The following is a 13,436-nucleotide window of genomic DNA, read 5'->3' on the forward strand; positions in this document are numbered from 1 at the left end:
AAATTACCAATAGAGATATAAAACGACTAGGGAAACCGCAGAGATAATCGAAGACATAAACAGCGTTTTCAACTCACCCAGCATAGGCTGAAGAATAACTAAATGAACCACTGGGAAAGTGATAAACATACATAGCAGTGGAATCCACCAATCTAGGTTGCTGAAACCGTACGCCATAGAGAATAGCAATGCGACAGCAGCAAGGTTACCCGCCATAACGATCGTCATCAAACCGTTACGTTTATGCGCGAATTCAGGCTTATCCTCTTCAGGTAGTTTATTGATAGCACCCGCGCTTAAAGCACCGGACATAGAGAACACACCTGAGACTAGAAAAATGATAAGAGGATCGATACTAGGCACACTAAACTCCAGAACATTGTGGATCATTTAATAACTACGCCCATGACAGATCTTTTTTCAGGCGCTCATAGCGGGCTATTGTAAGGCTTTTAAGGCCCACTGTTAAGAAATGGCTACCTTTTGCATCTATTATTAGATGAGATTAAAATCCCGCCTCAATTCCATGTACACGGATTTTTAATGCAGGTTTTCAAAAGCTTACGCAAACTGCTCAACCGTCATTTCAAGAACATGAAGTGGCAGGCTGTACTGGCACTACTTCTATTATATGGCCTAAGTAGCTGGTTGCTTTTGGAATGGGCGGGTGAATCCAACCTCACCGGCTCAGACTATATCTACTGGTTAATCGTAACGGCTTCGACTGTGGGCTACGGAGATCTATCTCCCGAAACAGCAACAGGCAAAGCATTAGTTGCGTTCTACATTATTCCTTTCGGTCTTGGTCTATTTGCACTCGTCGTCGGTAAGTTTGCTGCATTCAGTGCTTTTCAGTGGAGAAAAGGTGTTATGGGTCTTAAAGAGCTCAACCTCTCAAATCATATCGTCGTAGTTGGCTGGAACGAAGTTCGTACCTTGCCTCTTCTTAAACTTCTCCAGACAGAAGCTAAGAACAACCTTAATCGAGAGATCTGTTTATGTGTTGCTGATGAGATGGAAAACCCGATGCCGGGCCATATCGAATTTGTTCGCACCGTGTCACTAAACGATGATGAAGGCTTAAACCGTGCAGATATTGAAGACGCCTCCACAATCATCATCGATTGCGCGCAGGATGATCAAACACTCAGCGCCGCTTTAAATATCTACAATCGAAATCCTCAAGCACACATCATCACCTACTTTAGGGATGAGAGCTTGAGCAACCTGCTTAAACAACACTGTCCAACCATAGAATGCACGCCTTCTGTCTCTACAGAGATGCTAGTAAAATCAGCAATGGACCCGGGCTCCAGTATTTTGCACCACGAGCTTCTCAACACAACTACAGGTATGACCCAGTTCTCCGTTGTCGTACCTGAAGGTTTGCCAGAGATGTCTGTGCGTGATCTTTATGTGCCATTAAAAGAAAATTATGGCGCGACTCTAATCGCTGTTGATCTAGATAACGACGGTAAACCTGAAGTGAATCCATCACTCGATAAACGCGTTAGATCAGGCTGCACCCTTTATTACATTGCACAGTCCCGTTTAAAAGCTTTGGACTGGGCTGCAATTACCCAACTTTCATAATTTTTAGGAGTCTCGCATGGACGCTCTACTTATCGGGCTTACCAACTTTGCTATCTATTTCGGCCTTTCACTGGTTGCCCTACTACTCTTTAAAGTCGTTTATACCTTCCTGACTCCTTATGACGATTGGGCGCTGGTTAAAGAAAAAAATATGGCTGCTGCCTGCGCACTTTCCGGTGCAACCATTGGTTTCACCATTGCGCTTTCTAGCGCCATCAGTAACTCCGTATCTTTAGTCGATTTTACTGTCTGGGCTGTAGTTGCACTTGTCGCTCAGTTAATCGCTTATCTGGTTGTACGTTTGTTTATGCCGAAAATCACCCAACGCATCCAAGATAGAGAAACACCTGCCGGTATCGTACTGGGTGCGGTATCCATTGCGATCGGTATTCTTAATGCTGCCTCTATGACCTACTAAGGAGGCATCAGGGATGAAACGTACAAAAATAAACCATCTGCAAAAAAGTGATTTTGCATTTGATGCAAAATGGCTGAAAAACGGCTTACGTCTATCAGCTGTTGCTACAGGTGCTGCTCTACTAAGTGGCTGTGATTCTGAAGATGGCTACATCTACCAATCAGTCACTGCATGTGAACTGGATAACCCAGGCTATGACGATAGATGTGAAAGCGCCTATCAAAAAGCGCTAGCAGATTGGAAACGCACCGCACCTAGATATAATAGTGAGAGCAACTGCGCTTACGATTTTGGTAACCACCAATGTTTTGAATACTCCCCCTACTTTATCCCCCTAATGACAGGCTTTATGTTGGGTGAAAATCATCGCACAGAGGAAGATTTCGATCTCGATTTCGATCGGCCCAGAGGCTTAGGCTATAGCACCCGAAGAGGCACTCCTGCTTTTCATCGCTGGGTAAGTTCATCTGGCGATCTATTTGGTGATTACCATAAGAACAAAGTTAAGGTCAGCTCTTCTGCATTCAAAGGCAGTAAAGGCAGTGCCCGCGTCATGGGTCGTGGTGGTTTTGGTAAAACCATCTCCAGCCGCTCTTACGGCGGTTAACCTGTAGATGTTAAGGGTCAGCTGCGCCGAGCGTCCTGATTGGCGCGAAACTGCTGAACAATATGGCTTCCATTTTCATACTATGTATGGGGAGCCATATTGGGATGAATCTGCCTACTATCAGTTCTCTCTCGAACAGATAGAACAAGATATTGAAGCACCGACAGCTGAGATTCATCAGATGTGTCTAGCGGTGGTTGAGCATGTGGTAGGTAATGAAGAACTGCTGCGCCGCTTTCAAATCCCTGAAGCCTTTTGGGATGAGATTGCGCGCTCTTGGTTTGCCCGTGAAGATAGCCTCTACAGCCGAATCGATCTTTGTTATGACGGTAAAAGCCCTGCCAAATTCTTAGAGAACAATGCGGATACGCCCACCAGCCTTTATGAAACTGGGTTCTGGCAATGGGTATGGCTTCAGCAACAGGTGGATCGCGGTAAGCTGTCTCAAAATGCCGATCAATTTAACTCGTTGCAAGAGCGACTGATCGAGCGATTCAAAGCTCTCAAAGTTCGCCAACCTTCGCGCTTACTGCACCTAGCGAGTTGCAAAGACACGATCGAAGATCTTGGCACTGTGCAATATCTACAAGATTGCGCTCAACAAGCTGGCCTACTTAATGACTTCATCTATGTTGAAGATATCGGCATCAATGAAGATCAGCGCTTTATCGATCAGCTAGGCAAACCGATCAACTGGTTATTCAAGCTGTACCCTTGGGAGTTTATGCAACGGGAAGAGTACGGCGAATACGTTGCTAAAAGCGGTACCACCTTTCTAGAGCCGATCTGGAAAAGCTTAGTCTCCAACAAAGCACTACTACCTTTATTGTGGGAGCTCTTTCCAAATCACCCCAACCTACTGCCTGCTTATTTTGAAGATGATCCCCGCGCTGCAGAACTTACGCATTATGTGCGCAAGCCGATCTTCTCTCGCGAAGGCGCCAATATCAGCATCGTAAACCAAGGAGAAGTCCTCGCGAAGGCTGAAGGACCGTACGGTGAAGAGGGATACATCGTTCAGGCTTGTCATCCTTTACCTAAATTTAGCGATAATCACACACTAATCGGCAGTTGGTTAATAGACGATCAACCCGCAGGTATATCCCTAAGAGAAGATAAGCACCCGATTACACAAGATCTTTCGCGCTTTTTACCGCATATCATCCTTTGATAGCGATGAGTCAGTCGTAACGCAATCATGCTAGAAAATGGTATTATGCGCGGCAATATTTAGATGACGCCCAAACAAAGCGATTTAACCGCTTTAGTTATTCAATTTGGGCTAGGCCTTATTATCACCCTCGACAACGTTAAACTAACGCCGTCGAACCTAGATTAGAGAAGATGTAAGTGGAATTTTTGGTTAACGAAGCAATTGAAGATTATGCCTTCCAAAGCACTACAGCTGAGCCTGAATTGCTGCAAGAGCTAATCGATGAAACCAACAAAAACATGGGCTGGCCGCAAAAGCTATCTGGCCGTTTAGTTGGCAGAACGCTAAAACTTCTTGCTCAGTTGCACCAACCAAAGAACGTACTAGAAATTGGTATGTTCACGGGCTATTCCGCTTTATCCATCGCAGAAGGCATGCCAGAAGATGGCAAGATCATCTGCTGTGAAACTAACCCTCGCGCAATCGACTTTGCTAAAACGTTCTTTGATCGCAGCCCTCACGGCCACAAGATCGAAGTGATCTTCGGTAAAGCAATCGAGACCATCGAAACACTGGATATGGAGCTAGACTTCACCTTCATCGATGCAGACAAGCGCAACTACCTAAATTACTACCACAAGGTTCTAGAAATGACGCGCCCAGGCGGCCTGATCATTCTGGATAACATGTTGTGGTCTGGCAAAGTATTACAGCCAGAATCTGAGATTGATGACGTCTTAGTCGATCTAAACAAAGAGATCGCTGCGGATCCAAATGTAGAAAACCTATTCCTAACCGTTCGCGACGGTATGAATGTGGTACGGAAACTACGTTAATGCGACACCTAATCAGCACGATTAATTCAGATTCACCTCAGGTAGCGCTTAACAGCAATGAAGCCGCTTCTGAAGAAAGCTATACCATTGAATCTGCAGATGCGGTGCTAAAGCTTTATCTCGATACCGATGAGAAAGCGCCTTTAATGGCAGCACTGCAACAAGTGCGTAATGCCATTATTGAAGATTTAGACCAAGTAGAAACTGTTGCTGAGATTTACGGTCTGATGTATTGGTTGCTAGCGGATCATGGCGTCGATAATCGCGGCGAGTCTCTAGAAGAAACCGCCGATCGATTAGGTGATATCGATATTGAGAACGATACTGATAAATATGGCGAACTGATTTTCCACCTAAAAGATGCCGTAGAACGCCTGTACGATATAGAACTGGATTAACAGCACCGTTGTACATTTAAGGGAGGCAGTATGCGCAGAGGTCATAAAATACTATGGGCGTGCCTCCTTTTAACTTTCACTTTTGTTATTGCCCTGCCTTTAGCCGCTTACTTTTTCTCCCCATTTATTGCACACAAAAGCCTGCAATATTGGTTGGAACAAAATAACTTCTCCGCTGTTGAATTGGATATGCAAACGCCTAGCTGGAACGAGTTGCATATCGCTAATGTAAAACTAGAAAAACACACTCCTACTCAGATCATCAGTTATCAATCCAGCGATATCACTCTGCAGTTTAACCCTTATACACTCTGGCAAGAGCAGCGCCTCAAACTGCTATCGATGCCGCGCTCAGATATAAAAATCACCTATACCACCGAACAGAGCAGTGAGAGCAATAATGAAGAGGTAGATCTAAGCCAAGCCCTACCCTCCGTTTGGTTTAATCAAATCCCGATTGATGCCATTCGAGTTGGACAGGTCACTCTAGAATTGGATTACCCAGAGAACCTAAGCGATTGGCAATTTATCGGTGCGCTGCTGTTTGAAGACGACAAACTGTATAGCCGAGTTAAAGCCTTAAGAGATGAGAAAGATTTTGGTTGGGGCGACCTGAATCTGAACAAGAAAAATCAGTTTACGTTTCGATTGTTAGAGGATGAGGAGCCTTTCTTTAATATTGCAGGCGATCTCTCTTTTGATGACAAACTGACCTTAACATCAGCACAAGAGATCCAACTGGCTGGCCTGCAAAGCTGGCGACAAAAACTCGAATTGCACAACCTACCTATTCCTAAGCTAGAAGGCTCGGTCGAACTACAGGGGAAAATTCACTTCCCGCTACAAACCCGGTTCTCCCCTGATGAACTGTTAAAAAGTATCCAGATCGATCAAACCGGTAAGGGCAACATAACCGCGTTTAACCCTATTCCATCGCTAGAAAAAGCGTTTGCCGAATTAGAGGGTGCACTTAAGTTTTCACTAAAAGAGGCTGAGATCACGCTTAACTCCAACACCAACATACAAGTCCCCGAGCTAAAGCACCCTAGCTTAAAAGCACCGATACAAAACCTGAAAGCGACCTTAGAACAGCCACTCGCGATCAAAGCGAATATCGGCCAACTGCTTTTAGAGGGCGTGCTTTTGCCAGACGTATCACCTCTGCATTTAGATATTGAAGCCGGTGCGATTGCGCTAGAGGGTATTAATATTTCACCTATACGTTCTAAGCTAAGCCTCGATTCCATTGATCTGGCTAAAGAGAATATCTCAGGTTTGATTGCTGTTCCTCAGCTAACCATAAGCCAAGGGAAAACCAAATTCCCACAATTGAAACTGAGTTCTAAATTCACATGGGATAAAGACCAGTTAAGCAATCGCTATCAAGTATCGAGTAACGCCCCTATAAAGCTAGATCTAAAAGGTCGTGCAAGCACTACCTTGAGTAATGGCAATACTAAGCTAAATTGGACCGTACAACCTATCAGCTTAAAAGCGATTGATCGTTCACTAGAAGCCTACGTCCCTATCCCGAAAGAGCTAAGCGTGCTTAAAGGCACACTATTTCATAAAGGCAGCGGCAACTTAAACAACGGCAAGTTCTCAGCACAATTTAACAACAGCATTAGAGCAGCAAATCTAAGCTGGGATGAAACCTTAATCGAAGGGCTAAATTTAGATTCAACTTCCCGACTCTCTACTTCAGGTAGATTACGCGATACAGGCAGCATTAAGCTGGATCGGGTTACAACAGGAGTTGAAATCAAAAATGTACAAACAAGTTATCAGTATCAGCAGCGAAAAAGTGGTGACCTGCTTAAACTGAAGGGTATGCAGGCTGAACTTTTTGAGGGTTTAATTAGCCTCTCGGATTTCGAGTTCAACCCAAGCAAGCCCGATATTACCAGTCAGGTTAAGGTAGACAATATCGATCTTGGCGCAGTAATGGCTTTGGAAAGGCAGCAAGGATTGTCCGGTGAAGGTAAATTAGGGGGTAGTTTCCCTCTAGCTTACAAAGATAACGCTTTCACCATTACAGATGGTGTTATCAATGGCTTGCCGCCTGGGGGTAAGATTTTGTTTGAGCCAACCCCAGCAGTGCAAGCCTATGCTGCGGCCAATGTTGGCTTAAAAATGGCGATAGAAGCGCTTCAGAATTTTCATTATGAAGAGCTGGAAATAGGGCTTAACTATTTAGCGGAGGGTACGGCCTTATTGGAAACCCGCTTAAAGGGTAGCAACCCAGATTGGCAAAATGGCCATCCGGTAGATTTCACGATTAATGTGGAAGAGAATATCCCTAAGTTAATCAAAACATTACAGTTTGCAGATAAATTGACGAAGACAATCGAGAAGCGTTACCGTTAATGCAGATTGAAACCAAATTTGAGGAACAACCATGAAATTAACCCATTTACTCCCACCTTTTGCGTTAGCAATTGCGTTGGCTGGTGTGAGCGGTTGTTCACCCCGCGTGGAAGTCGCGGTACCTAGCGAACCTATTACCATCAACCTCAATGTTAAAATTGAGCACGAGATTCTGGTCAAGGTTGATAGGGAAATTGATGAACTGCTCACAGAAAACAGCGATATTTTTTAAAGGGGTATGATGATGAAACAGTTTCGAACTCTATTCAGCATGATAGCCCTAGCGCTATCAATCATTGCAACACCTGCTTGGGCTCTCTCTAAAGACGATGCTAAAGCTCAAGGTCTCATCGGTGAGCGTACCAACGGCTATCTAGGTATAGTAACGTCTAAACCTACAGGCGATCTAAAATCTCTGGTTGCTAACATTAATAAGAAACGCCGTGCAGCTTATGACAAAGGCTCCAAAAAAGCCGGTGTCGAGCGTACCGTATTTGAACTACGAATGGGTCAACGCCTTCAGGAACGTACACCTGCAGGACAATTTATCCAGCTACAAAACGGCAAGTGGCGTAAGAAGTAGCTTTCTAGATTTAGCCGAAGGGGCATCCGAAGGGACTTGCCCCTTCGGCTAATTTTATCCAAATACCACTCGCAAAAAAGAAAGGGACGTTCGAATGTCAGCCCACAGCCCAAAACTGATTGCAGCGTTAACCGCTACGTTACTCAGCACAGGCAACGCATCAGCTGATACCATAGCCTCCTTAGCCAAAGACGCTAATGACTCTAATCCATGGACTCTCAATCTTTATTTCGAGAATGATCTGTTTTCCGAAACGGACCAAAACTACACAAACGGCATTAAAGCCTCTTGGGTCTCCCCCAATATCAATAACCATCTCGACGACCCAAACCTGCCAGAATGGGTAGGTAAAGTTGCTCCCTATTTACCAAGGTTCGATCCGCCCAATCCAAATGGCGAACCTATACAACGTAATGTTGTGGTGAGCCTAGGACAGCAGATCTATACCCCTGAAGATCTAGAACGTTTTAGCGTTGATCCCAATGATCGCCCCTACGCTGCATGGCTCTATGGCGGCCTTTCTTTCCATAGCAGTACGCGTCGTCACATGAACACTGCGGAATTAAATGTCGGAATCGTCGGCCCCTGGGCCTTCGGTGAAGAAGCTCAAGACTTTATTCATGATCTGCGTGGGTTTAAAAAGTTTAATGGCTGGGATAATCAGCTTAAAAATGAGCCCGGCATCCAACTTGTTTACGAACACAAATATCGCTTCTTAGAAGGTCCGATCTCTCCACTGTTTGAATACGACACAATCCTTCATGGCGGTGGTAGTCTCGGTAATATCGCGACTTATCTAAATGCCGGTGCTGAAGTGCGCGTAGGTTGGAACCTACCGCAAGACTTTGGCACATCAGCACTACGTAGCGGTGGCGATAACAGCGCGCCAGGTTTGGGAGATGGACGTTATCAGCGCGGTAGCCGTGACAACAATTTAGGTGTTCACGCATTTGCATCGATGGATGGACGTTGGGTATTAAGAGATATCTTCCTTGATGGCAATACCTTTAGAAGCAGTCACTCTGTAGACAAAGAACCTTTAGTTGGCGAAGCCGCAGTAGGTATTGCAGCTCTATATAAAGGTTGGAAACTCTCTTTTGCCAAAGTCCATCGCAGTAAAGAGTTTAAAGGCCAGCCTGACGGTCATTCCTTTGGTTCGCTCAGCTTAAGTTACTCTTATAGTCTATAAACAAGCTATTCAAAAACAGCTCATAAAAAAGGCTCCAAACGGAGCCTTTTTTCATTCACTAACAATGTAGTGATTAGAAGGGATTAGAACTTCGTGCTCACACGCAACCAAACGTTCTGGCCCGGTTCTGCAACTTGAACAGGATCACTATCTAGGACGTAATCACGGCTTTCATGAAGTGTGTAAGCTTTGTCGAACAGGTTATCGACTCCCATGGCTACAACAAAACCGGACTTCGCAGCGTACTCGCCGTGCACATTAACTAGTCCGTAACCCGGTGTTTCACGCACATCCTGACCACCACAAGCATCAGAGCTTAGGCAGACATCATTTTGCTGAGCAACCAACTTCCACTCAGCACCGAGCTTCCACTGATTCTTAACGTAATCAAGCGACGTATTTAGCTCCAGTGGTGAGATGCGAGAAAGATCCGTGTTGTCATCTTTATTCTTACCGCGTAACCAAGACAAAGAAGTCGCCAAGCTTAGGTTATCGTTAAACTGATAGTTCGCTTCTGCTTCGATACCGTAAAGCGCTGCATCAACGTTTTTGTAAAGATCCGCAGCACCGTTGTTGTAACGTAAAATGTAGTCATCAACACGGTTGTACCAACCTGTCAAAGACCAGTTCAGATCATCATTGTTGCTGGCGAACACCACTTCTAGTTGGTGATGCTTTTCAGGCTCGATCTGCGGGTTACCAATCCAATCGTTACCCATCATCGGATTACGTGCGATGTAACGTTCGGTTGCATCCGCAGTACGAACACTGCGAGACAGCGTCGTTTCCACGGTGTATTGATCGTTTAAACGATGCGTCCAGGAGGTAAAGCCACCGACGTTGTGCTCTGTACTATCAATATCGGACTCTCCGTAATAGGTCTGATACTGAGATAGAGGCGTGTGTGCACCCATGCCCATACCGAACGATTCATTCGTACGTGATGCGCTGGCTTTGACGTGATCGTAACGAACACCGGCTTTAACGACATCATCATTACCGAGTGCTTTTTCTCCTTCAACAAACAGACCTTTCTGGTCGATTTCAACGCCCGGCCACTGACTAAATGCTGGTGCACCGGTGGAGATCATAAATGCTTCGGCATCACGATCGTTGTTTTTCATATCCGCGCCAAATGTCCAATCAATATCAGCTGCGTGAGCGTCTAAAACAATACGCAAACCATCGGTATCTGACGTGGATGGCGAGGTCATCATGGTGTTCTCCATCAGGTGAACAACATCAGACTTATAGGCTTCAACTTTTAACTGGCGCAGTGCGCCTTGGGTGAATTGGTGCTCAAGCTTGATACGTGAATTCTTCGCTTTGGCATAAGGGCTATCCATCATCGCGCCCGGGAAGGAAACATCTTCTTCATCCGCTTTTTCAAAGCTAGCCTGAAGCGTCGTATTATCGCCTAGACGAATACCACCCAAGATGGCATTGGATTTAGTATCGTAACGAGAGCTAACATCATTGCCGTCACCATCTTCATAATCACCGGCTCCGCCTTTGTGAGTGATAAAACGGATGTAACCATCGTCATCACCGGCTACAAGGTCAGCACCTAGTTCCCATTGATCACCATTGCCACGGTAGCTACCTGCTAGATCAACGTTGTAACCTTTTTCATCAATCATCGGCCAGTCACGTTCAAATAGAACTGTTCCGCCGGAACCACCGCCGCCATAAACAACCGTGCGATTACCTTTGATTACTGTAACGCGATCATAACTATCAACAGAGGTGTACGAAGTTGGCGGGTCCATGCGGTTTGGGCAACCACCGTGGATATAGCCACCGTCTAAAAGAATATTAAGCTGAGTTTCTTTTTGACCACGAATAACTGGGTCAAGCGCACGACCACCCATGCGAATAGCAGAAACACCCGTTAAGCTTTGCAGAAGTTCACCACCATCGGAAACAGGAGAAGCCTGTACGCCAGTGGTTGTTTCACGAATCGCAGTTTCTAGTTGCGGTAAACCACGATTAATTTCGATAACTAAGTTCTGATCATCATCGTGACCAGCCATAGCAAGTTCGGATACCGCTAAGGTAACAGCTAGAGACAGGATCTGCTTTTTCACAATACACCCTTAGATATAAGCCTAGAATTGCGGCGTATTGTATAAACAAAAAATAAGCGCGAGGATGTGACACAGTGTCGCACGCAAGGTATCTATAGCGTTTGATCAAGTATGAAGAGGCAAGCCTAATAGCAAGGCTAGAGCAGCTTTAGGATCTCATCTTTGGACATAGGCTTAGCAAAGTAATACCCCTGCAGATATTCACAGCCCATCTGTTTTAGGTAGTCAGCCTGTTCGGGCAACTCTACCCCTTCTGCGACCAGTTCCATCTGTAGACCTTTAGCCAAACCTACAATCGAGTTAGCGATACAGCGGTCGTTGTCTGCATCCGGTAAGCCATCAACAAACGACTTATCAATTTTTAACTTCGTCACCGGCATATGTTTTAGGCGAGAAAGCGAGGAATAACCGGTACCAAAATCATCAATCGCCATGCGTACACCAAGGCTAGACAACGCCTCTAATTGAGAGCGTACAAAAGCAGAGTTCTGACCTATCAACTCCTCAACGATTTCCAGCTCGATTTTGCAGGCAGGGAGATCGTGCTCCTGCAGTAAAGAAGCAATCTCTTCGGAAAGCGCTGAGTTATGCAGCTGCTCAGAAGCAATGTTCACCGAAACCCAACCGACCGATTTACCCTGCTGCTCAAATGTCACCAGATCTTCACAAGCCTTCTTCAACATCAAGCTGCCCAAGCGCTCCATCAAACCGAGTTTTCGAGCTATAGGCAGGAACTCACCCGGGGATATATTGCCTTTATCTGGATGAGGCCAACGCACTAATGCCTCTAACCCCACAATGCTTTCTTGTTCAGCACAGAATATAGGCTGATAAAAAGGAACGAGTTTGGACTGCTCAATCGCTTCAGCCAACTCATGTTCAAAAGAGCGTTTGCTTTGCAGCTGTACCAACCAGTCTTTAGCAAAATACTGCACGCCGCCACGCGTATTCTCCTTTGCTCGCTGCATTGCCAGTTCAGCACAACGCATGGGGCTAGTGACCGTTTCACCTTCTATAGGATAAATAACGACCCCAGTGCTACTACTGATATTTACAAACTCTTCATTACAAATTTTCAGCGGCGTACGACTCATCTGTTTTAATTGATGAGTAAGCAAGTTGAGTTTCTCAGTATCTTCGAGATTAGGAACCCATATGCCAAACTTATCGCCACCAACGCGCGCCAGACGGCAATCCATGCGGCGGGTTAACTTTTCTAAACGTCGAGCAAATGCTACTAACAAATGATCAGCCACCGTATGACCATATTTATCATTAATAGAGGCAAAGGAATCAAGTCCGATCAAAAGCAGTGCTCTTGGGTTTTCGCTGTCACCAACCTCTTGCTGATTAAAGTCCAACCGTTTTAGAAATTGATTGCGCTTTTCTAACCCCGTAAGTGGGTCGTACTGTTCTAGAAACTCAAGTTGCTCGCGATCTCTTAACCACAACTCGTGCTCATTAATCATCGAGATATGATCAGCAAGAGAGGCAACATAAGACATCTCCGGCATATCCCAAATTCTCTGCTCTCCCACCTGCTCAAGACAGATCACACCTTGTAACTTTCCAGAGGAAAAGATCGGAGCATCCAGCATCGAACAGATTTCATTAGGGATAAGATAAGAATCGGCAAACTCTTTGGTACGAGGGTCTGTGATCGCATTATCGGCATTGATTAAGCGATCTTCTGCAATGGCTTGAAAGTAGCTGGGAAAATCGGTCTGGTATAGGGCCGCACCTTGGTAATATTGATCAGTTTCGTGAAGGTAAAGGACTTCACAGACGATCCGCTGCGCATCAGAGTCTAATTTCCAGACGCTTACCCGAGAAACATTCAACTGTTCTGCACAGGACTGAATTATATGCTTCAACTTAGAGATCCGGGGATGCTCGATAAACCCTTCCCCGTGGCTAAGTACTAATAAAGACTTATGCAGCCTAATTAACTTTTCTACCGCTGGCATACCCTTCCCTACAGTGAAACTAAGGTACTGATCTTTCTCCAAAAAAAATCGGTGCTATCTACAAGGATAGTTGATGATCATACATAACCAAGTTAATTGCTGTGAATTACACAGATCAATTTCCCAGCGATAAGAAGTGCTTATATAGAACAAGGTTTCCTAAAATAAACTTTTGTCTATTTTCTATCACAAAATGAGCTAAAAACGGGTATCATTAGCCACTTTTTGAGCACACCAT

Annotated in this window: 13 protein-coding genes; 10 read left to right on the top strand and 3 right to left on the bottom strand. The window is 45.2% G+C overall.

The annotated features are described in order from the left end of the window. Window positions 1-3: 3 nt before the first annotated feature. Window positions 4-390, bottom strand: a complete 387-nt coding sequence (locus tag ACMXYV_RS11885) for a hypothetical protein (protein ID WP_415887523.1) — start codon at window positions 388-390, stop codon at window positions 4-6. 153 nt (window positions 391-543) lie between these two features. Between ACMXYV_RS11885 and ACMXYV_RS11890 the strand changes: the two genes are divergently transcribed. The 10 genes from ACMXYV_RS11890 to ACMXYV_RS11935 all read left to right on the top strand — a co-directional run bounded on the left by ACMXYV_RS11890 (window position 544) and on the right by ACMXYV_RS11935 (window position 9,144). Then, window positions 544-1,593: an ion channel gene (locus ACMXYV_RS11890; protein WP_415888699.1), complete on the top strand. Its 1,050-nt coding sequence runs from the start codon at window positions 544-546 to the stop codon at window positions 1,591-1,593. A 16-nt stretch (window positions 1,594-1,609) separates the two neighbouring features. Then, a complete protein-coding gene (locus ACMXYV_RS11895) occupies window positions 1,610-2,011 on the top strand; it encodes a DUF350 domain-containing protein (protein WP_415888700.1) in 402 nt (133 codons plus the stop codon). A 13-nt stretch (window positions 2,012-2,024) separates the two neighbouring features. Continuing rightward, window positions 2,025-2,618 (top strand): DUF1190 domain-containing protein, encoded by a 594-nt coding sequence (locus ACMXYV_RS11900; protein WP_415888701.1) that lies wholly within the window; start codon window positions 2,025-2,027, stop codon window positions 2,616-2,618. A 7-nt stretch (window positions 2,619-2,625) separates the two neighbouring features. Beyond that, entirely contained in the window at window positions 2,626-3,789 is a 1,164-nt protein-coding gene (locus tag ACMXYV_RS11905; protein ID WP_415888702.1) for a glutathionylspermidine synthase family protein, read from the top strand. 179 nt (window positions 3,790-3,968) lie between these two features. Then, window positions 3,969-4,607, top strand: coding sequence for an O-methyltransferase (locus ACMXYV_RS11910; protein ID WP_415888703.1), 639 nt, complete (start codon window positions 3,969-3,971; stop codon window positions 4,605-4,607). After that, complete coding sequence (locus ACMXYV_RS11915) at window positions 4,607-5,005, top strand: hypothetical protein (RefSeq protein WP_415888704.1); 399 nt, start codon at window positions 4,607-4,609, stop codon at window positions 5,003-5,005. The genes ACMXYV_RS11910 and ACMXYV_RS11915 overlap by 1 nt, the downstream gene beginning before the upstream one ends. Window positions 5,006-5,035: 30 nt before the next feature. Then, window positions 5,036-7,372, top strand: coding sequence for a YdbH domain-containing protein (locus ACMXYV_RS11920; RefSeq protein ID WP_415888705.1), 2,337 nt, complete (start codon window positions 5,036-5,038; stop codon window positions 7,370-7,372). A 31-nt stretch (window positions 7,373-7,403) separates the two neighbouring features. Further along, on the top strand, window positions 7,404-7,604 hold the full coding sequence (locus ACMXYV_RS11925; RefSeq protein WP_415881781.1) for a YnbE family lipoprotein: 201 nt from the start codon (window positions 7,404-7,406) through the stop codon (window positions 7,602-7,604). 12 nt (window positions 7,605-7,616) lie between these two features. Continuing rightward, on the top strand, window positions 7,617-7,955 hold the full coding sequence (locus ACMXYV_RS11930) for a YdbL family protein (protein WP_415888706.1): 339 nt from the start codon (window positions 7,617-7,619) through the stop codon (window positions 7,953-7,955). Between the two features lie 94 nt (window positions 7,956-8,049). Then, the gene (locus tag ACMXYV_RS11935) at window positions 8,050-9,144 is read left to right on the top strand and encodes a lipid A deacylase LpxR family protein (RefSeq protein WP_415888707.1); all 1,095 of its coding nucleotides are present in this window, start codon (window positions 8,050-8,052) and stop codon (window positions 9,142-9,144) included. A gap of 83 nt (window positions 9,145-9,227) precedes the next feature. On the opposite strand, the gene ACMXYV_RS11940 is transcribed toward ACMXYV_RS11935, so the two are convergent. Further along, a complete protein-coding gene (locus ACMXYV_RS11940; protein ID WP_415888708.1) occupies window positions 9,228-11,231 on the bottom strand; it encodes a TonB-dependent copper receptor in 2,004 nt (667 codons plus the stop codon). 137 nt (window positions 11,232-11,368) lie between these two features. Beyond that, window positions 11,369-13,198, bottom strand: coding sequence for an EAL domain-containing protein (locus ACMXYV_RS11945; protein WP_415888709.1), 1,830 nt, complete (start codon window positions 13,196-13,198; stop codon window positions 11,369-11,371). Window positions 13,199-13,436: the final 238 nt, after the last annotated feature.

The sequence above is a fragment of the Neptuniibacter sp. SY11_33 genome (genome assembly GCF_047778025.1).
GTDB lineage: Bacteria > Pseudomonadota > Gammaproteobacteria > Pseudomonadales > Balneatricaceae > Neptuniibacter.